This is a genomic window from Alphaproteobacteria bacterium, assembly GCA_020638555.1.
GTDB lineage: Bacteria > Pseudomonadota > Alphaproteobacteria > Bin95 > Bin95 > JACKII01.
Map to the genome: position 1 here is coordinate 572,505 of JACKII010000001.1, position 22,396 is coordinate 594,900.

The 22,396-nt window shown below is 68.7% G+C and carries 22 protein-coding genes; 16 read left to right on the top strand and 6 right to left on the bottom strand.

Features of this window, described 5'->3' with window-relative positions; genetic code table 11:
* Positions 1-313: 313 nt before the first annotated feature.
* Positions 314-1,171, bottom strand: a complete 858-nt coding sequence (locus tag H6844_02645) for an alpha/beta hydrolase (GenBank protein MCB9928296.1) — start codon at positions 1,169-1,171, stop codon at positions 314-316.
* Positions 1,172-1,322: 151 nt separating this feature from the next.
* On the opposite strand from H6844_02645, the gene H6844_02650 reads away from it, so the two are divergent.
* The 4 genes from H6844_02650 to H6844_02665 all read left to right on the top strand — a co-directional run bounded on the left by H6844_02650 (position 1,323) and on the right by H6844_02665 (position 4,842).
* On the top strand, positions 1,323-2,024 hold the full coding sequence (locus tag H6844_02650; GenBank protein MCB9928297.1) for an enoyl-CoA hydratase/isomerase family protein: 702 nt from the start codon (positions 1,323-1,325) through the stop codon (positions 2,022-2,024).
* A gap of 108 nt (positions 2,025-2,132) precedes the next feature.
* The gene (locus tag H6844_02655) at positions 2,133-3,026 is read left to right on the top strand and encodes a TauD/TfdA family dioxygenase (protein ID MCB9928298.1); all 894 of its coding nucleotides are present in this window, start codon (positions 2,133-2,135) and stop codon (positions 3,024-3,026) included.
* 34 nt (positions 3,027-3,060) lie between these two features.
* Positions 3,061-3,918, top strand: coding sequence for a TauD/TfdA family dioxygenase (locus H6844_02660; GenBank protein MCB9928299.1), 858 nt, complete (start codon positions 3,061-3,063; stop codon positions 3,916-3,918).
* A gap of 141 nt (positions 3,919-4,059) precedes the next feature.
* Complete coding sequence (locus tag H6844_02665) at positions 4,060-4,842, top strand: enoyl-CoA hydratase/isomerase family protein (protein ID MCB9928300.1); 783 nt, start codon at positions 4,060-4,062, stop codon at positions 4,840-4,842.
* Between the two features lie 21 nt (positions 4,843-4,863).
* On the opposite strand, the gene H6844_02670 is transcribed toward H6844_02665, so the two are convergent.
* Complete coding sequence (locus H6844_02670) at positions 4,864-5,643, bottom strand: SDR family oxidoreductase (GenBank protein MCB9928301.1); 780 nt, start codon at positions 5,641-5,643, stop codon at positions 4,864-4,866.
* Positions 5,644-5,942: 299 nt separating this feature from the next.
* Here H6844_02670 and H6844_02675 point away from each other — a divergent pair, with 299 nt between their 5' ends.
* The 6 genes from H6844_02675 (at position 5,943) to H6844_02700 (ending at position 11,679) form a co-directional block, all read left to right on the top strand.
* Positions 5,943-6,923: an AEC family transporter gene (locus H6844_02675; GenBank protein ID MCB9928302.1), complete on the top strand. Its 981-nt coding sequence runs from the start codon at positions 5,943-5,945 to the stop codon at positions 6,921-6,923.
* 46 nt (positions 6,924-6,969) lie between these two features.
* The gene (locus H6844_02680) at positions 6,970-7,362 is read left to right on the top strand and encodes a hypothetical protein (protein MCB9928303.1); all 393 of its coding nucleotides are present in this window, start codon (positions 6,970-6,972) and stop codon (positions 7,360-7,362) included.
* Positions 7,363-7,377: 15 nt separating this feature from the next.
* Positions 7,378-8,250, top strand: coding sequence for a VOC family protein (locus H6844_02685; protein MCB9928304.1), 873 nt, complete (start codon positions 7,378-7,380; stop codon positions 8,248-8,250).
* Positions 8,251-8,481: 231 nt separating this feature from the next.
* Positions 8,482-9,351 (top strand): alpha/beta hydrolase, encoded by an 870-nt coding sequence (locus H6844_02690; GenBank protein ID MCB9928305.1) that lies wholly within the window; start codon positions 8,482-8,484, stop codon positions 9,349-9,351.
* Between the two features lie 351 nt (positions 9,352-9,702).
* Positions 9,703-10,572 carry a TauD/TfdA family dioxygenase gene (locus H6844_02695; protein MCB9928306.1) on the top strand — a complete coding sequence of 290 codons (870 nt, stop codon included), beginning with the start codon at positions 9,703-9,705 and terminating at the stop codon, positions 10,570-10,572.
* A gap of 30 nt (positions 10,573-10,602) precedes the next feature.
* Complete coding sequence (locus H6844_02700) at positions 10,603-11,679, top strand: 2-dehydropantoate 2-reductase (protein ID MCB9928307.1); 1,077 nt, start codon at positions 10,603-10,605, stop codon at positions 11,677-11,679.
* A 132-nt stretch (positions 11,680-11,811) separates the two neighbouring features.
* Here the strand turns inward: H6844_02700 and H6844_02705 are convergent, their stop codons facing one another.
* Positions 11,812-12,600 carry a cyclase family protein gene (locus H6844_02705; protein ID MCB9928308.1) on the bottom strand — a complete coding sequence of 263 codons (789 nt, stop codon included), beginning with the start codon at positions 12,598-12,600 and terminating at the stop codon, positions 11,812-11,814.
* Positions 12,601-12,729: 129 nt separating this feature from the next.
* Between H6844_02705 and H6844_02710 the strand changes: the two genes are divergently transcribed.
* Entirely contained in the window at positions 12,730-13,983 is a 1,254-nt protein-coding gene (locus tag H6844_02710) for an FAD-dependent oxidoreductase (protein MCB9928309.1), read from the top strand.
* 227 nt (positions 13,984-14,210) lie between these two features.
* Here the strand turns inward: H6844_02710 and ubiB are convergent, their stop codons facing one another.
* Both ubiB and H6844_02720 read right to left on the bottom strand, forming a co-directional pair.
* Positions 14,211-15,695 carry a 2-polyprenylphenol 6-hydroxylase gene (gene ubiB / locus H6844_02715; GenBank protein ID MCB9928310.1) on the bottom strand — a complete coding sequence of 495 codons (1,485 nt, stop codon included), beginning with the start codon at positions 15,693-15,695 and terminating at the stop codon, positions 14,211-14,213.
* Between the two features lie 10 nt (positions 15,696-15,705).
* Positions 15,706-16,443 carry a class I SAM-dependent methyltransferase gene (locus H6844_02720; GenBank protein ID MCB9928311.1) on the bottom strand — a complete coding sequence of 246 codons (738 nt, stop codon included), beginning with the start codon at positions 16,441-16,443 and terminating at the stop codon, positions 15,706-15,708.
* Positions 16,444-16,529: 86 nt separating this feature from the next.
* Between H6844_02720 and mutM the strand changes: the two genes are divergently transcribed.
* The 5 genes from mutM (at position 16,530) to dnaA (ending at position 21,078) form a co-directional block, all read left to right on the top strand.
* Positions 16,530-17,372, top strand: coding sequence for a bifunctional DNA-formamidopyrimidine glycosylase/DNA-(apurinic or apyrimidinic site) lyase (gene mutM / locus H6844_02725; protein MCB9928312.1), 843 nt, complete (start codon positions 16,530-16,532; stop codon positions 17,370-17,372).
* Between the two features lie 76 nt (positions 17,373-17,448).
* The gene (locus H6844_02730; protein ID MCB9928313.1) at positions 17,449-18,225 is read left to right on the top strand and encodes an enoyl-CoA hydratase; all 777 of its coding nucleotides are present in this window, start codon (positions 17,449-17,451) and stop codon (positions 18,223-18,225) included.
* Between the two features lie 123 nt (positions 18,226-18,348).
* Entirely contained in the window at positions 18,349-18,612 is a 264-nt protein-coding gene (gene rpsT, locus H6844_02735) for a 30S ribosomal protein S20 (protein MCB9928314.1), read from the top strand.
* A 451-nt stretch (positions 18,613-19,063) separates the two neighbouring features.
* The gene (locus H6844_02740) at positions 19,064-19,504 is read left to right on the top strand and encodes a rhodanese-like domain-containing protein (GenBank protein MCB9928315.1); all 441 of its coding nucleotides are present in this window, start codon (positions 19,064-19,066) and stop codon (positions 19,502-19,504) included.
* Positions 19,501-21,078 (top strand): chromosomal replication initiator protein DnaA, encoded by a 1,578-nt coding sequence (dnaA, locus tag H6844_02745; GenBank protein MCB9928316.1) that lies wholly within the window; start codon positions 19,501-19,503, stop codon positions 21,076-21,078. The genes H6844_02740 and dnaA overlap by 4 nt, the downstream gene beginning before the upstream one ends.
* Before the next feature lie 152 nt (positions 21,079-21,230).
* On the opposite strand, the gene H6844_02750 is transcribed toward dnaA, so the two are convergent.
* Positions 21,231-22,349: a pyridoxal-phosphate dependent enzyme gene (locus H6844_02750; protein ID MCB9928317.1), complete on the bottom strand. Its 1,119-nt coding sequence runs from the start codon at positions 22,347-22,349 to the stop codon at positions 21,231-21,233.
* Positions 22,350-22,396: the final 47 nt, after the last annotated feature.

Below are 22,396 nucleotides of genomic sequence, written 5' to 3' on the forward strand. Positions count from 1 at the left end.
GGAGGCGGGGACCCATGCCTGAGAGACAAATACAGAGCCTGTGTCCTGTGAGAGGTTCTCAGGCATGGGCTCCCGCTTGCGCGGGAGATGGGGCAGGAGAGTGGCTCAACCGGTACCGAAAATGCTCTAAACCGCAGTGCCGTCGGGAAGCGCCGCCACCGTATCCCGGCCGAGCCGGAGGCGAGGGCCGGGACCGGTCGCTCTCGCGAACACCGTCGCAATCCGTGTTCGCGAGAGCGACCGGCCCCGGATCGGCGCTCCGCACCGTCCGGGGTAAATCGGCGTCCCGGAAACCCCCGCCGCGTCCCCGGCGTCAGTGGTGTTTTTCGAGGAAGGGCAGCACGGCCTCGGTGAAGGCGTCGTTCTTGTCGCCCGCCACCATGTGGCCGGCGCCGGCCACGTCGGCGAATTCGGCCTGGGGCACCAGGTCCAGGAATTCCCGCGCCACGGTCTCGCTCACCAGGTCGCTGGAGCCGCCGCGCACCAGCAGGGTCGGGCATTTCAGGCGCCGGGCGGCGGCGATCATGCGCTCCGGGTCGCGGTCCTCCATGCGCTTGTCGGCGTCGGTGACGAAGCGCGGGTCCCAGTGCCAGTAATAGCGGCCGTCGTCGCGCTGGCGCAGATTCTTCATCAGGCCGGAGAGGTCCTTCGGCCGCTTGCGGTGCGGCAGGTAGCTGGCGACGTAGTCGGCGCATTCCTCCAGCGTTGCAAACCCGCTTTCCGCCTTGGCGGCCATGAAGTTGATGATGCGCTCGACGCCGGCGCGTTCCACCCGTGGCGTGATGTCGACCAGCACCAGGGCGGAAAGGATGGCCTCGTCGCACTCGCCCTGGGCGATCAGGGCGGAGATGCCGCCGAGCGAGGCGCCGACCACCGCCGGCGGCACTGGGAAGCCGCGGCAGATGCCCCGCACGTCCTCGGCGAAGTGGTCGATGGCATAGCGTCCCTCGGCGCTCCAGTCGCTTTCGCCATGGCCGCGCTGGTCGATGGTGAAGGCGGTCCAGCCGGCGGCGGCCAGGCGCTCGGCCGCGCCGCCCCAGGCGTGGCGGGTCTGGCCGCCGCCGTGGAACAGCAGCACGGTGTGGTCGCCGTCGCCCCAGCGGTCGGCGACGAGGCGGAGGCCGTCGTCGGTACGGAACTCGGCGGCGACGGGGGTGATGATAGCGGACATGGGCAAGCCTGACGGTCGGGTGAGACGGTACGGGAGCCTCGCAGCCTATCCGGCCCTTCGCGGATGCGAAAGCGAATTAGGGCTCGCCAGGGCCGGGGCAGGCCGGCACACTGGCGCGCATTTCCCTTCCGAGCCCGACGGACCCTTCGCCATGACCGCCCTGCCCCCTTGCGAGCACTTCCTGCTGGAGCGTGACGCCGACTGGCTCACCATCTGGTTCAACCGGCCGGAGGCGCGGAACGCCCTCTCTAAAGAGGTGTCGGCGGAACTGGCCGCCGTGGTCGCGGCGGTGCGCGAGGACCGCAGCCTGCGCGGCGTCACGCTTCGCGGCAAGGGCCGGGTGTTCTGTGCCGGCGGCGACATCAAGGGCTTCCAGAGCGTGTTCCAGGGCGCGGCCATCGCCGGCGGCCTGGGGCTGACCTGCTGCGCCGACGTGGTCGTCGTAACCGAGGACGCGCTGTTCTCCATGACCGAGACGCAGATCGGCATCGTCCCGGCCCAGATCGCGCCCTTCGTGATCGGCCGCATCGGCTTGCCGGCGGCGCGGCGGCTGATGCTGACCGGCGGTCGCTTCCGCGGCGCGGAGGCGCTCAGGCTCGGCCTGGCGGATTATGTGGTGGCGAGCGAGGCGGCGCTGGGCGCGACCGAACTGGAGATCCGCACCGGCGTGCGCTCTTGCAGCCCGGCCGCGAATGCCGAGACCAAGGCGCTGATCATGAGCCTGCCGCGCCTGACGCCGGAGGAGGCCCGCCAGGCCGGCGGCTATGCCTTCGGCCGCTGCATGCTGAGCGCCGAAGGCCGCGAGGGCGTCGCCAGCTTCATCGAGAAGCGCAAGCCCCGGTGGGCGGAGTAAACAGGAGCGGACTCCAACACCCGCTCGCCGCAATCTCCGCCATTGTTGCGGTAGAGTGGTCTGCTGTAATACTATCGATCAACACGACCGTTACGGAGGAAGCCCCGCATGGCCCTCGAAATCCGCCCGCTGCACCCGGTGTTCGTCGGCGAGGTGTCCGGCGTCGATCTGACCCGGCCGCTGAATGCCGACGAGGTGGCCGGGCTCGAAGCCGGCATGGACCGCTATGCGGTGCTGGTCTATCGCGGCCAGGCCATCACCGATGAGCAGCAGATCGCCTTCAGCCAGAATTTCGGCAAGCTGGAACTGCCGGACAACAAGTCGAACATCACCAAGGCAAAGGACCGCCGCCTGCGGGCCGAACTGGCCGATGTCTCCAACCTGAACAAGGAGAACAAGCCCTACGGCCGCGACGACCGCCAGCGCATGTTCAACCTGGGCAACCAGCTCTGGCATTCGGACAGCTCGTTCCGGGCCATTCCGGCCAAGTATTCGCTGCTGTCGGGCCGGCGGATTCCGCCCGAGGGCGGCAACACCGAATTCGCCGACATGCGCGCCGCCTATGACGCGCTCGACGCCAAGACCAAGGACCGGATCGACGATCTGGTCTGCCTGCATTCCCTGGTCTATTCCCGCGGCCTGCTGGGTTTCGACGCGCTGAGTGAGGACGAGAAGGCCAATTTCACGCCGGTGCGCCAGCGCCTGGTGCGCACCCATCCGGTGACGGGGCGGAAGTCGCTCTATCTCTCGGCCCATGCGGGCGCGATCGAGGGCTGGCCGGTGCCGGAGGCGCGCGCCCTGCTGCGCGACCTGACCGAGCACGCCACCCAGCGTGAATTCGTCTATGCCCATGTCTGGCGCCAGCACGATCTGGTGCAATGGGACAACCGCCAGACCATGCACCGCGCGCGGCCGTTTGCGGATACCGAAGAGGTGCGCGACGTGCGCCGCACCACCGTGGCCGGCGACCAACCGACCATCGAGCAGGCCCAAGCCGCCTAGACCGCGGCTGTCTTTGAGGGAAGGACCCCAGCCCATGCCGTTAGACAGCGCCAACGCCTATCAGCACATCACCGTGCACCCGTTCGCCGGCTCCATGGGGGCGGAGATCCGCGGCGCGGACCTCGCCAGCCTGACCGACGCCGTGTTTGCCGAGATCAAGGCGGCCTGGCTCGATCATCAGGTGGTGTTCTTCCGCGACCAGACCATCACGCCGGAACAGCAGATCGCCTTTGCCCACCGCTTCGGCGAGATCCACCATCACCCGTTCATGAAGGGCATGGACGCCTATCCGGACATTCTGGAGATCAAGAAAGAGCCGACCGACACCTTCACCTTCGGCTCGGCCTGGCACACGGATCAGATGTTCAACCCGAAGCCGGCCATGGCGACCATGCTCTATGCGCACGAGGTGCCGAGCGCCGGCGGCGACACGATGTATGCCAACATGTACGACGCCTATGACGCGCTCTCGGACGGCATGAAGACCATGCTGGCGGATGTGAAGGGCTGGTGCGTCGGCAGCAAGGCGGCCGACCGCGGCGCGCGCTATGGCGCCAATCCGGACATGGCGTCGAAGGTGCGCGATCCGGGCGACCTGCAAACGGAAAGCGCCCACCCCATCGTCCGCACCCATCCGGAAACCGGGCGCAAGGCGCTTTATGTCGGCAGCCACGTCAAGCGGTTCGACGGCTTCACCGAGGCGGAGTCGGACGGTTTGCTGAAATACCTGAAGGCGCACTCGATCCGGCCGGAATTCACCTGCCGCGTGAACTGGAAGCCCGGCACGCTGACGCTCTGGGACAACCGGTGCGTCCAGCATTATGCCGTGCCGGACTACAAGGAACGCCGGCGCATGCACCGCATCACCATTTGCGGCGACGTGCCGTTCTGAGGGGCGGTTCGCCGCTCTCGTCCACTCCCGCCGTCATTGCGAGGCCGCGACGCGGCCGTGGCAATCCAGGGTTTCGCGCCGCTGGATTGCCACGCGGGCGTTGCCCGCTCGCAATGACGGTTTTGGTTTGAGAGGGCTTCCATGACCAGCGCATACCAGACCCTGACGCTGGAGCGGCGCGACCACGGCGTCGTCGTGGTCACCCTCAACCGTCCCGACCGGCTGAACGCGTTCGACGGTGTCATGCGCCACGAGATCCGGGCGATGATCCGGCTTGTGGCCGCCGACCCGGAGGCCCGCTGTCTGGTGCTGACCGGTGCGGGCCGCGGCTTCTGTGCCGGCGCCGACCTCGCCGCCGAGGACAAGCGCCCCTGGCCCACCGGCCCGTCGGAGCCGCGCTTCGCCTGGTGCGTCGAACTGCTGGAAATGCCGAAGCCGACCATCGCCGCCATCAACGGCGCGGCGGCGGGCGGCGGCCTGGGCCTGGCGCTGCTCTGCGATATCCGCATCGCGTCCGACAAGGCGCGGCTGATCCCGGTCTGGCTGAAGCGGGCGATCCACCCGGACGATCTCATCACCTGGACCCTGCCGAAAATGGCCGGCTATGCCCGCGCCATGGAGTGGCTCTATCTGGCCGACGACATCCCGCTGGAGGACGCGCGCGCCGCCGGCGTCGTCAATCGCATCGTGCCGGCCGCGGCCCTGATGGACGCGGCGCTGGCGCTCGCCGAACGCCTCGCCAAAGGGCCGACCCGGCATATGGCGATGGCCAAGCAGGCGGTGCTGAAAGGCCTGCTGCGCGAGCCCTATGACGCCGCGCTCTGGGAAAGCTGGAGCCAGGACCGCGCCCTGGAGACCGAGGACCGGAAAGAGGGCGTGCGCGCCTTCCTGGAAAAGCGCGAGCCGCGGTTTCGGGGGCGCTAGCGGTTTCGTCCCGGAGGCGTCTCAGATCGTCTCCGGCGGCGTGATCCAGTTGTGGAGCTGGATGCCGCCATCCACCGACACCACCTCGCCGGTGATGTAGGCGCCGTATCGGGGCGAGAGCAGGGCGAGTGCGGCGCCGGCAATGTCCGCCGGCGTGCCCGGGCGGCCGAGCGGCACCATCCGGTTGATCTCCGGCATGGTCGAGGCGTCGAAGCCGCCGCCGGGGATCGCGCCCGGCGCGATGCCGTTGACGCGGATGCCGTGGCGGCCCAGCGCCTTCGCCAACTCCTTCACCAGCATTTCCTGCCCCGCCTTGGAGGCGCTGTAATGGGGCAGGTTGCGCGGGCTGAACCGGTGCTGGGAGGTGATGAACAGGATTTGGCCCGTCACCCCCGCCCCGATCATGTCGCGGGCCAGTTCGCGCGCCAGGAAGAAGCCGGAGCGCAGATTGGTGTTGACCATGCCGTCCCAGGTCTCCTCCGAGACCTGGAGGACGGTGTCGCTTTCCAGCCGCTTCGGCGAGGCGCAATAGGCGAAGATCGAGACGCCGCCCTGGCCGTACGCCGCCTGCACCGCGGCCAGCAGAGCCTTCCAGCCGTCGCGCCCGGCCAGGTCGGCCTGGAAGCCCCGGACATCGGCGCCGTCGGCCCGGAGCGCGGCCACGGTCGGGTCGACATCGGCGGGGCCGAGGCCGGCGACGGCGATGCGGGCGCCCTCCGCCGCCAGGGCCTTGGCGAGCCCCAGGCCGATGCCGTTGGTGGCGCCGGTGATGAGGGCGGTCTGGCCGGCAAAGTCGCTCATGGTCGGGGCTCCCGTCTCGAAAAAGGGGTGTGGTTCGAGCGCTTAGAGCGCTTTGGGCACTGGTTGACCCACTCTCCTGCCCCATCTCCCGCGTAAGCGGGAGCCCATGCCTGAGAGCGTCTCACAGGACATGGACTCTGTATTTGTCTCTCAGGCATGGGTCCCCGCTTCCGCGAGGACAGGGAAGATGGAGTGTGAGCCAGCGGGAAAAGAACTTGCCCTACCACCTTGACGGTGCCATGGCCATAGGGCCATGCAGGTCTCCCCCGGCTTCCTCCCCGTTTCTCGCAAAGGCTCCGATGGGCGACGTTCTCTCTGCCATCGTTCCGCTGTTTGCGGTGGTGTTTCTGGGATTTGCCGCGGGCAAGCGCCTGCCGGTGTTCGACGCGGTCGGCGCCCACAAGCTGAACGCGCTGGTGTTCTATTTCGCCATTCCGGCGCTGGCCTTCCGCACCGTTGCCGGCGCGGCCGCCGACGGCGGGCTGGAGCCGCTGGGGCTGGTGGCCTATGTCGGCGGCGAGGCCGCGGTGTTCGCCTTCGCCGCCTTGCTCGGCTGGCTCGCCTGGCGGCGCAGCATGGCCGGCTGCGTGGTGATGGGCCTGGGCGCCAGCTTCTCGAACGGCTTCTACATGGCGCTGCCGATCACCTTCGCCCTGTTCGGCGAGGCCGGGGTGGTGCAGTTGCTGCTGATCCTGGCCTTCGACACCATGGTGCTGCTGCCGTTTGCCATGGTGCTGCTGGACATCGCCAAGGCGCGCGATATCGAGAGCGGCCGGCGCGGAGGCCGCACCCGCGGCTCCGGCCGGGCGCTGGTGACGGCCTTCGGCAATGTCGTCCGCAATCCGGTGGTGCTGGCGACGGTGGCGGGGCTGGCGATCGGCGTGGCGGGGCTGCCGCTGCCGGCGCTGGTGGACAAGACGCTGGGCCTGATCGGCCAGGCGGCCCTGCCCTGCGCGCTGTTCGCCATCGGCTGCGATCTGGCCCATCGCGGCGTCGCGAACGAGCCGGGGGCGGTGGCGACCGTGGTGCTGGGCAAGCTGGCCCTGCACCCGCTGGCGGTGCTGGGCCTGGGGCTCGCCATCGGCCTGCCGCCGCTGACGCTGGCGGTGGCGACGCTGGCCCCCGCCATGCCGGTCGGCACCACCGTCTACATCGCCGCCCGCCAGTACGAGGCGGCGGTGGGGATCGCCACCACCAGCATTCTGCTGGCAACGGCGATTGCGGTCGCCAGCATCTCTGCCGTAATGTTCGCGATGCAAACGCTGGGCCTGTTGCCCTGAACCGCGCGGTTGCGCCTCGACCCGTTCCGCCCCGATGGGATTGCCCATGCCCTCCGTTGCCCCGTCCGTCGCCAGCGCCATCATGGCCATTCCGGAACTGGTGCGGGCCGACGCGGCGCTGATGCACCGCTTCCGCCATTTTACCGGCCAGTTGTCCGTGAGCGCGGGCGAGACGCGCTGGTTCCTGCCGTTCGTGGCCGGCGAGCCGGCGGGCGCGGTCGCGGCGACGACCATCCTCACGCCCGCCGCCGTCGCCTTCAACGCCGCGCCCGCGGTCTGGCTGGCGCACTGGCAGCCGGTGCCGACGCCGCCGCACCACGACCTGTTCGGCCTGGTCAAGGCCCGGGCGCTGCGCATCGACGGCGACATGACCGTGTTCATGCAACAGCTTCAGAATATCAAGGACGTGCTGGCCAAGCCGCGCGCCCTGTTCGCCTAACGGAGGGTTCGTCTCATGGGTTGGTACGTCCACCACGTCAACATTCCGGCGCACGATGTGCGCGCGTCCGTCGCCTTCTTCCATCGGGCGGCCGGCCTGGAGGAATGCGCCTGGGCCTATCCCGATCCGGAGCGGCGGGACGAGGGCGTCTCCGACACCCGCGCCAGCCTGGGCAACCACAATCGCGGCCTGCATATCGTCACCGAGCGGCCGCTGTTCGCCCACCAGAACGGCTTCCTGCACAACCCGACCCTGGGCGGCCATTTCGCCATCACCGTCGACGATCTGGACGCGGTGGTGCGGCGGTTGCAGGCCGCCGGCATCCCCTATGACGATGCCGGCGTCTATGCCATGGCCGACATGCGTCAGGTCTATTGCTTCGACCCGTCCTTCAACCTGGTGGAGATCAACCAGGCGGTGGGCGAGCGCGCCGGCCCGCCGCCGGCGCCGGACGAGGAGCACGGCCGCGTCGACCAGCCGGGCGGCTGGTACCTGCACCATGTGAACATCGCCGTGATCGACGTGCGCAAGGCGGTGGATTTCTACACCGACATTCTGGGCCTGACGGAAAAGGAACTGGTCCGCCCGGTCGAGGCCGGCAATTTCCGCGCCGACCGCGAGGCGCTGGGCGTGTTCGGCTCCGACAATCGCGGCCTGCACCTGATCAGGCCGGACGCCACCTGGGCCGCGAACAACGGCCTGGCGCACAATCCCAGCATTGGCGGCCATGTGGCGCTCTGCGTGCCCGACCTGGACCGGGTCATGGCCAATCTGGACGCCATGGGCGTGCCCTATTCCGACGCCGGCAGCATCGCCATGCGCGACTTCCGCCAGGTGTTCTGCTTCGACCCGAGCATGAACCTCATTGAGTTCAATTCCCCATGCTGAGGGGCGAGGGGCGTGCTGCCAGCCAGCGTCGCCGTCCCGCTTCCCATCCTTGGCCGTCATTGCGAGTCCGCGGAGCGGGCGAAGCAATCCAGAACCGCCCGTACCCGTCCGAGCCGTGCCTGGATTGCTTCGTTGCCCTCCGGGCGCCTCGCAATGACGCCCGGAGGGAGGGGCGTCGCCGGCAAGAACCCTCGGTCCGGAACCCGGCCGTTTCCCAGGAATAACCACGCCATGCCCGCCCATATCGAACCGATCACCGGCCGTTACATCCACCTGGAGCTGGGCGGCAAGCCGCACCGGGTCTATTTCGAGGAGGCGGGGCCGGCGGACGGCATTCCGCTGGTCTGCCTGCACACCGCCGGCGCCGACAACAAGCAGTGGCGCCACCTGCTGACCGACGCCGAGGTGACGCGCCATTTCCGCGTGCTGGCCTTCGACATGCCCTGGCACGGCAAGTCGCTGCCGCCCGTGGGCTGGCGCGAGGGCGGCGATTATGCCCTGACCGCCGCCGGCTATGCCGACCTGATCCGCACCTTCTGCGCCGGCCTGGAGCTGGAAAAACCGGTGGTGATGGGCTGTTCCATCGGCGGACGGGTGGTGGTCTATCTGGCCATTCACCACGCCGCGGAGTTCGGCGGTCTGATCGGGCTGGAGGCGGCGGATTTCCAGCCGGAAGGCTGGTACGACCTGGACTGGCTGAACCGGCCGGACCTGGACGGCGGCAATGTCGCCGCCGCGGTGGTCAGCGGCCTGGTAGCGCCGACCGCCCCGGACGAATACCGCTGGGAGACGCTCTGGGGCTACATGCAGGGCGGGCCCGGCATCTTCAAGGGCGACCTGCATTTCTACCGCGTCGACGGCGATTTCCGGAACGACACCCACCGCATCGACCCGGGCGTCTGCCCGCTCTATCTCCTGACCGGCGAGTACGATTTTTCCTGCTCGCCGGCGGATACGGAGCGGACGGCGGCGAAGATTGCCGGCGGGCCGGAGGTGGTGACCATGCGCGGCCTCGGCCATTTCCCCATGAGCGAGGACCCGGCCCGCTTTCGTGAGTATATCCTGCCGGTGTTGGCGGACCTCCGGGCGAAACGGGGCTAGGGCGCTTCCGCACCTCACCGGATTCCTTGTTTCCCGGCCGCTGCGGAGCGGCGAGCCGGGGCCGGTGTCGTCCTTCGAACACCGCCGTCGCCGGTGTTCGCACGCCCAGAGCGGCCCCGGATGGCGGCTCCGCCACCTCCGGGGAACAGGGGCGTCTCGGGTGCGCTTAAGGCTGTCGCCCGTTGCTTCAGCTCGCCACAGGCCGGCTCGCTCCGCTCGCGCCTCAGGCGGAAGGGGCGGACAGAACCGGATTTGCACGAGTCTGCCTCGGTCCCATTTGACTCTGGCACCGCGCCCGCGGCGGCGATACTGTTGGCGGCATGCGCGCGGCCCCGCCGGGCGCCCTTCCTTATGTTGCAAGAGGCCCGTCCGCCGATGTCCTACGCCCTGATTGACGTCAAGCCCGTTGCCGGCGCGCTGGGCGCCGAGGTGTTCGGGGTCGATCTTTCGCAGCCGCTTTCCGACGCCGTCGAGGCGGAGGTGAAGCGCGCCTTCGTCGACCATCTGGTGCTGTTCTTCCGCGACCAGAAACTGGACGAGGACCAGTTGTTGCGCGTCGCCGGCCTGTTCGGCGTGCCCAATGTCTACCCGTTCGCCAAGGGGCTGGAGAGCCATCCGAAGATCACGCCGTTGATCAAGAACCCGGAGGACAAGGCCAATTTCGGCGGCGGCGCCTTTCACGCCGACACCACCTATCTGGAGCGGGTGCCGGCGGCGACCGCGCTTTATGGCCTGGATATCCCGCCCGCCGGCGGCGACACGCTGTTTGCGAACATGTACATGGCCTATGACACGCTGTCGGAGGGCATGAAACGGCTGATCGACCCGCTGGTCGGCATTTCGTCCGCCGGCGCCGGCCGGGTCGGCGACCGCAAGCAGCTCATGAACGCCAAGTCCAAGAGCATCCAGCTCCAGAACATGGACAAGCTCTCGATGGAGGCCGAGCATCCGGCAGTGCGGGTGCACGAGCGCTCCGGCCGCAAGGCGCTGTTCGTCAACTACATCCACACCCTGAAATTCAAGGGCTGGACCGAGGCGGAAAGCGAGCCGGTGCTGCAATACCTGTTCCAGCATCTGAAGCGGCCGGAATTCACCTGCCGCCTGCGCTGGCAGCCCGGCACGCTGGCGGTCTGGGACAATCTCGCCAGCCAGCACTATGCCGTGAACGACTATGACGGCCACCGCCGCGTCATGTGGCGCGTCACCCTGGAAGCGGCCTGACGCCCGACCGAATTGGAGGAAACCCGCCCGATGACCGAACTGACCAACCCCCGCATCATGATCGTCGGCGCCGGCGCCGTCGGCGCCTATGTCGGCGGCAATCTCGCCCAACAGGGCCTGGACGTCTCGTTCTTCGACGCCTGGCCCGAGCATGTCGAGAAGATGCGCGCCGACGGCATCACCCTGGAAGGCACCACGGCGGAGGAATGCTTCACCGTGCCGGTCAAGGCCTACAACCTGACCGAATTGCAGGGCCTGAAGCGCGAGCGGCCGATCGACATCGCCTTCATCTGCGTCAAGTCCTACGACACCGCCTGGGCCACCATGCTGGTGAAGGATTATCTGGCGCCGACCGGCTGCGTGGTCTCGCTGCAAAACTGCATGAACGAGGAAACGATTGCCGGCATTGTCGGCTGGGGCAAGACGCTGGGCTGCATCGCCGCCAAGATCGTCGTCGAGCTGGTCGGCCCCGGCCATGTCATCCGCCGCATCGCCAAGGGCGGCGCCGCCCACACCGTCTTTCGCGCCGGCGAGGCCACCTGCGTCATCACGCCAAGGCTGGAAATGCTGGTCGGCTGGCTCTCCAAGATCGACAGCGCCAAGGCCACCACCAATCTCTGGGGCGAGCGCTGGTCGAAGCTGGTGGCCAACGCCATGGGCAACGGCGTCGCCGCCTCCACCGGCATGAGCATCAAGGAATACATGGTGCAGGAGCCGGCCCGGCATCTCTCGATCCGCATCGCCGGCGAGGCGGTGAAGGTCGGCCAGGCGCTCGGCTATGCGCTGGAGGACACCAACGGCTTCGCGCCCGAAGTCTGGGTCAAGGCGGCCGAGGAACTGGAAAGCGGCGCCAACGACGCCCCGAACCTGGCCGCGGTCGAGAAAAAGCTGCTGGACAATGCCGCCAAGGCGAAAGAGGGCGCACGGCCGAGCATGGGCCAGGACATGCTGAAGGGCCGGCGCACAGAGATCCAGTTCATCAACGGCCTGGTGGCGGCCAAGGGTGCGGAAATCGGCATCCCCACCCCCGCCAATACCAAGCTGGTCGAGGCCGTGACCCTGGTCGAAACCGGCAAGGCACCGGCGGGGATCGAACGGCTGCTGTAGCGGTTGGAGGCCCCCCAGCGGCCGGCCCCGGCTCAAGGCTGCGCCTTGGCCGGGGAACAGGTTCAGGATGATGAGGAACGGTGTGCCCCGGCCCTGAAGCCGGGGCCGGCTTAAGTCCGGGCCTCCGCCCTTCTATTCCTCCACCACCGCCACCGCCCTTGTCCAGCCGGCGGAGCCGGCTTCGACCTTGACCGGGAAGCAGATCACCTCGAAGCCGTTCGCCGGCAGCCGGTCCAGGCGCCACAGCTTCTCCAGGTGGCAATAGCCCTTGTAGCGCCCGGCGCGGTGCCCCTCCCAGATCAGCTTCGGCGAGCCGCCCGCCTTGATCTTCTCTCGCGTCCAGCTGAAGGGCGCGTCCCAGCTCCAGCCATCGGTGCCGGTGACGCGCACGCCCTGGTCCAGCAGCCAGCAGGTCGCCTCGTAGCCGACGCCGCAGCCGCGGTCGATGAAGTCGTCCTGGCCGAAATGCGCGCCCGCGCCGGTGTTGACCAGCACGATGTCCAGCGGCTGCAATGCGTGGCCGATGCGCTTCAACTCCGCCTGCACATCGCCGGGCGTCGCCACATAGCCGTCGTCGAAATGGCGGAAGTCCAGCTTCACCGCCGGCCGGTAGCACCAGTCGAGCGCGATCTGGTCGATGGTGGCAGACGGCTCGCCGCCGGGCGTGATGCCCTCGTTCATGCGGCTGAAAAAGTGATAGGGCGCGTCCAGATGCGTGCCGTTGTGGGTGGAGATCGTCACCTTCTCCACCGCCGCGTACTCGCCCTCCGGCAGGTCCTCGACCTTGACCCCCATATACTCCGCCATCTGGGCCGCGGTGTCGTGGTGGTTCATATACTGGATCTGCGGGCGCATGTGCGGCGGGTCGCAGACAATGGCGTTGGTCAGCGGGATCGAGATGTCGATGAGTTTGCGGGCCATGGCATTTCCTCGTTTCTCCGGGCGGGGCAAATCGCTTTAATGGCGAGTGTCGCCCGAGCCGCGGGCCGGCGCAACGGCCAAGCGGTTCCCCCGGTCTCCAGGCTGGACACACACGAGGATGGCTCGCCCATGACGGACTCCGCCCAAGGTCAGGTCGCCGTGATCGGTGCCGGCATTATCGGCATCTGCGCCGCCGCCTATCTGCAACGCGAAGGCTTTCGCGTCACCCTGGTGGATGCCGAGGAGCCCGGCACCATGACCAGCTTCGGCAATGCCGGCGCGATTTCCGGCCACAGCGTTGCGCCGATGGCGCTGCCGGGCATCTGGAAGCGGGTGCCGGGCTGGCTGCTGGACCCGCTCGGGCCGCTGGCGGTGCGCATCGGCTATGCGCCCAAGGCCGCCCCCTGGCTGATGAAGTTCATGGCGGCGGCGAAGGCCTACGAGGCGCAGTCGGCGGCGCTGGCGTCACTCTACCGGCCGGTGCGGGAGGCTTACCTCGAACTGACCGGCGATGCCGGGGCCGATGACTTGCTAAAGCAGACCGGCAGCGTCTCGGTCTACGAGACCGAGGCGGGGTTTGCCGGCGACGCCATCGTGCGCGATCTCGCCCGCCGCCACGGCCACCGGGTCGAGGAACTGAGTGGCGACGAGTTGCGCCAGCTGGAGCCGGCGCTGGGGCCGCAATTCGTGCGGGCCGGCTTTTATCCGGACGGCACCCATTGCCGCAATCCGGGCGAGTTGTGCCGGCGGCTGGCGGCCATGGTCCTGGCCGCGGGCGGCCGGCATTTGCGCGCCCGGGTCACCGGGTTCGAGACCGGCAGCGCCGGCGTCGCCGCGCTCCGCACCGCGGACGGCGGGCGCCATGCCTTCGACCATTTCGTTATCGCCGCCGGCGCCTGGTCGCACCGCCTCTCGGCCGAGCTGGGCGAGCCGTTTCCGCTGGAGAGCGAGCGCGGCTATCACATGGTGCTGCCGCATCCGGGCTTCGAGACCAGCCGGCCGATCAGCTTCGGCGAGCGCAAATTCATGTGCACGACGATGGAGCCGGGCTTGCGCCTGGCCGGCACGGTGGAATTCGCCGGGCTGGAGGCGGCGCCGAACTGGGGCCGGGCCGACAAGCTGGTGCGTCACGCCCGCGAGATCTTCCGCACGGTCGATACCGGCGACGCCCAGCCCTGGATGGGCCACCGGCCGGCGACGCCGGATTCGCTGCCGGTGATCGGCCGCTCGAAGAAACACCGCAATGTCGCCTACGGCTTCGGCCACGGCCATCTGGGCCTGACGGGCGGGGCGATCACCGGCCGGCACATCGCCGCCGTCATCGCCGGCCGCGCACCGGCCATCGACCTCTCGCCCTTCGCCATCGACCGCTACGCCCGCTGATTGCCGGGGGCGGCATGCGAACACCGCCGGTGTCCGTGTTCGCGAGAGCGACCGGTCCCGGCGCTCGCCTCCGGCTCGGCCGGGAAACACTGTGCTTGAAAGTTTGTGTTCCCCGGAGGTGGCGGAGCCGCCGTCCGGGGCCGGTGTCTTCGGTCGAACACCGCCGCCGTCCGTGTTCGCAAGGGCGACCGGTCCCGGCGCTCGCCCCCGGCTCAGCCGTGCACCGCTCAGCCGAGCACCAGGCCGAGCAGCAGGCCGATGGCGCCGGCCGCCGCCGCCCACCAGGGCGAGACGCCGCCACCCTTGCCGTTCAGTGCCCGCTCGCCGAGGACTTCGGCGTGCTCGACCAGGCGGGGCAGGCGCTCCAGCGTGGCGACCGCCTGTTGCAGCCCGGCGGCGAGGCGGGCATCGGGGCCGCGGTTCTGGATCATCCAGTCCTCGATCAGCGGCCGGGCGATGGTCCACATGTCGATGGTGTCGTCAAGATTCCGCCCCAGCCCCTCGGCCATCAGCATGGTTTTCTGCAACAGCAGCAGCGAGGGCTGGGCCGGCATGTCGAACTGGGCGGTGACCTGGAACAGGTGCAGCAGCAGCCGCGCCATGGAAATCTCGGCGATCGGCCGGTCCAGGATCGGCTCGCCGACGGCGCGCAGCGCCTGGGCGAACACCGCCGGGTCCTGGCCCTTGGGCAGGAAGCCAGCCCGTACATGAGCCTCGGCCACCAGCCGGTAGTCGCGGCGCAGAAAGCCGACCAGAACGTCGGCCATGAAGTCCTGCCCGGCCGCATCCAGCCGGCCCATAATGCCGAAATCGACCACGGTCAGGCCGCCGTCCGGGCGGACGAAGACATTGCCGGGGTGCATGTCCGCGTGGAAAAAGCCGTCCACGAACACCTGGCGGAAAAACACCTCGGCGGCGATGGCCATGATGCGGTGCGTGTCGTGGCCGGCGGCGCGGATGGCGGCGGCGTTGTCGATGCGCAGCCCCTCGACCCGTTCCAGCGTCATCACCCGGCGGCCGGTGCGCTGCCAGTCGACCGCGGGCACGTGAAAGCCCGGATGGTCGGCAAAGTTCTCTGCCAGTTCCGCCGCCGCCGCCGCCTCCAGCCGCAGGTCCAGCTCGATACGGACCGAGCGGGCGAACACCGCCACCACCTCGCGCGGGCGGAAGCGGCGGGTGAACGGAAACAGGGCGTGGACCAGCCAGGCCATCCACGCGAACAAAGAGAGGTCGCGCTCGAACCGCCGCTCGACGCCGGGGCGCAGCACCTTGACCGCCACCGGCTCGCCCTCGGTCGTGACCGCGAAATGCACCTGGGCGATGGAGGCGGCGGCCACCGGCTCTGGGGAGAATTCGGTGAATCGTGTGGATAACTCGGCTCCCAGCGCCTGCGACACGACGGCGGGTGCGCCGGCGAAGGGCGGCAGCCGGTCCTGCAACGCGGCCAGGTCGCGGGCGACCGCCTCGCCCAGGATGTCGCCGCGGGTGGACAGCGCCTGCCCCAGCTTGACGAAGCTGGGGCCGAGCCGTTGCAGCGCCAGGGCCAGCCGCTCGCCCGGCCGTTCCGGCAGGCGGTGGCGGGCGAGGGCGCGCAACGCCCCCTGCATCAGCGCCCCTTCGCCCATGAGTTGGGGCCAGTAGAGCGCGTCGTGGCGGGCCAGCACCCAGAGAATGCGGGCGATGCGGAGCGGATGGAACAGCAGGCGCAGCATGGCGGGCGGGTCAGGCGGGCTTGCGGCCGCGATGCACCGCGACGATGCCGCCGGACCAGCTTTCATAGGCAACCGAGCCGAAGCCGACCCGCCGCATGATCGCCGCCAGCCCTTCCTGGTCCGGAAACTGGCGGATGCTCTCGGCCAGATAGCGGTAGGAGGCCTCGTCCCGCGCCACCACCTTGCCGATCTTCGGCAGCACCTTGAAGGAATAGGCGTCGTAGAGCCGGTCGAGCCCCGGCACGATCACCTTGGAGAATTCCAGGCAGAAAAAGCGCCCGCCCGGCCGCAGCACCCGCAGGATCTCGGCCAGCGCCACCGGCGGGCGGGTGACGTTGCGCAGGCCGAAGGCGATGCAGCAGGCATTCATGCTGTCGTCGGCGAAGGGCAGGGCCTCGGCGTCGCCCACGGTCCATTCCAGCCCCTCGATCCGGCCGCGGTCGAGCCCGCGGTCGCGGCCGACGCCGATCATCGCCTCGTTGATGTCGCAGACCACCACCTCGCAATCGGCCGCCTGCACCAGGCGGAAGGCGATGTCGCCGGTGCCGCCGGCCAGGTCCAGCACGGTTTCCCCGGCGCGCGGCGCCATGCGGCGCACCAGCCGGTCCTTCCAGAGCCGGTGCACGCCGCCGCTCATCAGATCGTTCATCAGGTCGTAGCGCCCGGCCACCGACGAGAACACGCCCCGGACCAACCCGGCCTTCTCGTTTTCGTCGACGGAACGGAAACCGAAATGCGTCTTGGTCATGGGGAGGGGAAAATCCTGGGGATGAATGCGGGATCAATTGGGGAGAACCATAGCTAAGGCACAAATCCGCGGCTAGCATCCCCCTTATGCCGGAATTGCCAGAAGTCGAGACCACCCGCCGCGGTCTGGCGCGGGTGCTGGAGGGCGCGAGAATCGCCCGGGTCGAGGTGCGCCGTCGCGACCTGCGCTGGCCGCTGCCGCCCGACCTGGAACGGCACCTGGAAGGGCGCCGGGTGGATCGGCTCAACCGCCGGGCGAAATACCTGCTGGCGCACCTGGACGATGGCGGCGTCTGGCTGATCCATCTCGGCATGTCCGGCCGGCTGATCGTCGAGCCCGCGGGGCAGAATGCGGCCAGCCGCCGGGGCGAGAACCATGTCCATGTGGTTGTCACGACCGCGGCGGGCGATACCGTACTCTATCAGGACGCGCGCCGCTTCGGCTCCATGGACTGGGTCGCCGACGCGGCCGCGCTGGCCGCCCATCCCCGGCTGAAAACCCTGGGCCTGGAGCCGCTTTCGGACGCGCTGGACGGCGGGGCCCTGCAACGGCTGTTTGCCGGCAGGCGGACGCCGCTCAAGGCCGCGTTGCTGGATCAGCGGCTGGTGGCCGGCCTCGGCAATATCTATGTGTGCGAGGCGCTCTATCGCGCCCACCTGTCGCCGTTCCGCGCGGCCGGCGGCCTGACGGATGGCGAGGCCGCGGCGCTCGCCCGGGAAATTCGTGCCACCCTGGAGGAGGCCGTGGCGGCCGGCGGCTCCTCGCTCCGCGACTATGTCCAGACCGATGGCGAGCTGGGCTATTTCCAGCATTCCTGGCGGGTTTACGGTCGGGAAGGGCAGCCCTGTCCCTGCCGCGAGGGCGCGGTCATTGCGCGGCACGTGCAGGGAGGCCGTTCCACTTTCTATTGCCCGTCCTGCCAAGTCTGACCTAGAACAGCCTCCGCTGCGCCCGTCGCGCGGTACGGACTTCTTCACCCCCATGTGCCTCCGAGGAGCTTTTCCCATGGCCTATGAGATGATCGCCGTCGAAACCCATGGCCGTGTCGGCCTGATTCGGCTGGACCGGCCCAGGGCGCTGAACGCCCTCTGCGCCCAGCTCATCAACGAGCTGGAGGACGCCATCAACCGGTTCGAGGCGGACGAGAATATCGGCTGCCTGGTGCTGACCGGCTCGGAAAAGGCCTTCGCCGCCGGCGCCGACATCAAGGAAATGTCGTCCAAGGGCTATATGGACGTCTATATGGCCGACTTCATCACCGTCGGCTGGGAGCGGGTGTCGAAGGCGCGCAAGCCGGTGATCGCCGCCGTGGCGGGCTATGCCCTGGGCGGCGGCTGCGAGATCGCCATGATGTGCGACATGATCATCTGCGCCGACAACGCCAAGTTCGGCCAGCCGGAGATCAATCTGGGCACCATTCCGGGCGGCGGCGGCACCCAGCGCCTGCCGCGATTTGTCGGCAAGTCCAAGGCGATGGACATGTGCCTGACCGGCCGCATGATGGGCGCCGAGGAAGCCGAGCGCTGCGGCCTCGTCACCCGCGTCGTGCCGGCGGACAAGCTGATGGAAGATGCCATGGCCACCGCCGAGACCATTGCCGACAAGTCCTTGCCGATCGCCATGATCTGCAAGGAAAGCGTCAACCGCGCCTACGAGACCACGCTGGCCGAGGGCGTGCGCTTCGAGCGGCGCCTGTTCCACTCCACGTTTGCGACCGAAGACAAGATGGAAGGCATGGCCGCCTTCGTCGACAAGCGGGCGCCGGCCTTCAAACACCGTTGAGACGGTGTCGAAGCGGCACTTTACCCCGGATCGGCGGCGAATTTGGCGTGCCAGCCGCTTGACCTTCCGGGTTCGAGACCGTATAAGCCCCGATCTTCGAACAACCGGCGGCAAGGGATAGCCATGGCCAATTCTCCGCAAGCACGCAAGCGCGTGCGCCAGACGGCGCGTCGGACCGCCGTCAACAAGGCTCGCGTGAGCCAGTATCGGACCTATGTGAAAAAGGTCGAAACCGCGATTGCCTCCGGCGATGCCGCCGCGGCCCGCGATGCGCTGCGTGAGGCGCAGCCCGTGCTGATGAGCGGCGTCAACAAGGGCGTCGCCCACCGCAACACGGTAGCGCGCAAGATTTCGCGGTTGAGCCGCCAGGTCAAAGCCATCGGCTAGCGGCCCGCCGCACACCCATATTTTGAAAATGCCGGCCCTGGGAAACCAGGGCCGGCATTTTCTATTGAAAGTGGAATAGTTAACGCGGTCGCTTGCGTTTATGGCTGAATTTTGGGCCCGGGTGGCTGTTACGAAGGGGGCGTGGGGTCAAGCACTTTTTTTTGCCGGCGGGCGGTTTTGGCCGTTGTCTCGACGGCGGGCGTAAGGTTACATTCCGGTTGCTAGATCGGAGCAGCTCAATAAAAATAATTAACAAATATAACAACGGGCGGTGCCGGATGCGGTTGGTTCAACGAAGACGCGAGGGTTGGCAAGTTATGTTGCTGTCGACGGGTCGCGACAGAAGTCGCATTTACCGGAATTACTACTAGCTTAGAATTTTGGTTCAGGGGGAGATCATTGCGGTTTCCCATCAAGAATACTCTAAATTAAAAGAAGAAAGTTTCGAACAATGCCGGATAATACAACAATTCCAGAATGTTCCGCCCAAGTCGCTTGGGATGCCGTTCAGGCCGACGATGCGGCGCACATTGTCGATGTTCGCACGCCCCAGGAGTGGGCGGCCGTCGGTGCACCGAATCTGGGGAATCTATCGCATAAGTTGCATTTCGTGTCCTGGCAGTTGCCGCCGGACATGCGAGTCAACGCGGATTTCATCGCAGAATTGAAAGCGGAGCGGATTCCCGCCAACGCCAGGTTGTATTTCCTGTGCCGTTCCGGCGTTCGCTCCCTGGCCGCCGCGGCCGCGGCGGCAGCGGCCGGATACGCCCATGCGGTGAATGTGCGGGAGGGCTTCGAAGGCGTGGCCGGACCGGACGGAATCCGCCATGGCGGCTGGCGCGGTGCCGGCCTGCCGGAAGCGCCGCACCGGGTCGGGGGAGACGGGCAATGACCGACATCGTCTCCGAAGCCGTATCCGAACCCCTGGGCCTGGACGAACTGCGCGCCGTTCAGTGGCAGCGCATCCGCGGCAAGCTGCGGGGCGAGTTCGGCGAGGGCGTGTTTCGCAGCTGGCTGAAACCGATGGCGCTCAGCGGGGCGGCGGACGACGCCGTCACCATCGCCGTGCCGACCCGCTTCATGCGCGACCGGGTGAACGCCCTTTACGGCGACCGCCTGCGGGCGCTCTGGAGTGCGGAAGAGGTGGAGACCGTCACGGTGGTCGTCGCGGCCCACGAGACGGCGGCGCACGAGACGGCGGCCCATGACATGGCGGACTGCGATGCCGGCCGGGTCGATGCCGGCCGGGTGGCCGCACCCGCCACGCTGCGGGCCGCCACGCCGGCCGTGAGCGGTGCGTCCGTCGCTGCCCGGTCCGGGCGTGCCGTCCCGGCCGCTCCGCGGACCGTCCCGGACGGCGGCGGGGTCGGGATGGGCGTGCCGTCCGACGACCGGCCGGACGCGATCGATGCCGGCGTGCCGGCGGAGGAATGGGTCACCACCATCGGTGCGCCGCTGGACCACCGGCTGAATTTCGACAATTTCGTCGTCGGCAAGCCGAACCAGTTCGCGCACGCGGCCTGCCGCCGGGTGGCGGAAGCGAACGAGGCGGCCTTCAACCCGCTGTTCCTCTATGGCCCGGTCGGCATGGGCAAGACCCACCTGATGCACGCCATCGCCTGGCATATCCGCCAGCGCGACCCGCGGCGCCGGGTGCTCTACATCTCGGCCGAAACCTTCATGTACCAGTTCATCCGCGCGGTGCGCTTCCGCGACACGGTGGCGTTCAAGGAGCAGTTGCGCTCGGTCGACGTGCTGATGGTGGATGACGTCCAGTTCATCTGCGGCCGGGAATCGACCCAGGAAGAGTTCTTCCACACCTTCAACGCCCTGGTCGACCAGAACCGCCAGATCGTCATCAGCGCCGACAAGTCGCCGTCCGACCTGGAAGGGCTGGAGGATCGGCTGCGCTCGCGCCTCGGCTGGGGGCTGGTCGCCGACCTGCACCCGACCGACTACGAACTGCGCCTGTCGATCCTGGAGGCCAAGGCCGACCAGATGGGCATCGCCATTCCCAAGGCGGTGATGGAATTCCTGGCCCACCGCATTTCCTCCAGCGTGCGCGAACTGGAAGGTGCGCTCAACCGGCTGGTGGCGCATGCGGAGCTGGTGGGACGGGAACTGAGCGTGGAGACGACGCAGGACCTGTTGCGCGACGTGCTGCGCGCCAACGACCGCCGCGTCACCATCGACGACATCCAGCGCCGGGTGGCGGAGCACTACAACATCCGCCTGGCCGACATGTCCTCGCCGCGCCGGGCGCGGGCGGTGGCGCGGCCGCGCCAGATCGCCATGTATCTGGCGAAGCAACTCACCACCCGCTCGCTGCCGGAAATCGGCCGCAAGTTCGGCGGGCGCGACCACACCACGGTCATGCACGCGGTGCGCAAGGTGGACGAGTTGCAGAGCAGTGACCGGGTGCTGCAGGAGGATATCGAACTGCTGCGCCGCATGCTGGGCGGCTGAGGCGGGGCCTCCCCCCTCTTGCGCTTTCCCGGACGGCAAGGCCGATCCGGGACCCCGGTCCGGGCGAAACTCCCCCGGAGATCCCGGCCCTCCGCTCCGCTGCGGCCGGGAAAGCTGAAAAGGCGGCTTCGCTCCAGCCGCGAAAGCGCCGCCTATCCCAGCGCGGCGGCGATGGCCGCTCCCGCCTTGAGGCCGTGGCCGGTGAGCAGCAACACCGCGCTCTCGCCCGGCTGGATGTGGCCCGCCTCCTGCAGCCGGGTGAGGCCGGCGGCGCCGGCGGCGGTGGTCGGCTCCACATACCAGCCCCCGGCCAGCAGGTCGCGCAGTGCGGCCCGGATCCGGTCTTCGCTCACCGCGACCGTCTGCCCGCCGGAGCCGCGCACCGCCTCCAGGATCGCCGCCGCCCGCACCGGCTGCGGCGTGGCGATGCCGTCGGCGACGGTCGGCGCCAGCGCCGGGGCCTCCCGTCCCTCGAACGCCGCCACCAGCGGCGAGCAGCCCTCGGCCTGGACCGCGTGCAGGCGCGGCGGCCTGGCGATCTGGCCTGCGGCGACGAGTTCGGCGAAGCCGGTGGCGAGCCCCAGCACATTGCCGCCCTGGCCCGCGGGCATCACCACATGGTCCGGCAGGCGGAAGCCCATTTGCTCCCAGAGTTCGAACGCCAGCGTCTTGGTGCCCTCGACGAAGAAGGGTTGCCAGGCGTGCGAGGCATAGAAGCGGGTTTCGGCCGCTGCCAGGGCGGCGTCGGTGGTGTCCTGGCGCGAGCCGGGCACACGGTGCAGGTCGGCGCCGAAGGCCTGCATCTGCATCAGCTTGCCGGCCGGCGCGGCGGCGGGGGCATAGATGGCGCAGGCGATGCCGGCGGCCCGGCAATAGGTGGCCATGGCCGCCCCGGCATTGCCGCTGGAATCCTCCAAAATCTCGGTCAGGCCCGCCGCGATCAGGGCGTTGACCAGCACGGCGATGCCGCGGTCCTTGTAGGAGCCGGAGGGTTGCAGGTGCTCGCACTTGAACAGCACGTCGCGGCCGTTCCAGCGCCCCGGCACCAGCGGCGTCCAGCCCTCGCCGAGCGACAGCCGCTTCGGCACCCGCAGTGCGGACTGATAGCGCCAGAGCGAGCCCTCGCCGCGGGCGATGTCCGCAGGCGTGAGGCCCGGCCCGTCGGTCAGTTCGACCGGCCCCAGGTCGTCCGGCGCGCGCCAGAGCGGCTCTGCCAGCGGCCAGGTGGCGCCGGTGCGGGGGTTGATGTAGGTGGCGGGCTCACATGGCATGGCGGGGCTCTGCGGTTGGCGGTGGTTCCCGCCCTGATACCGCAAGC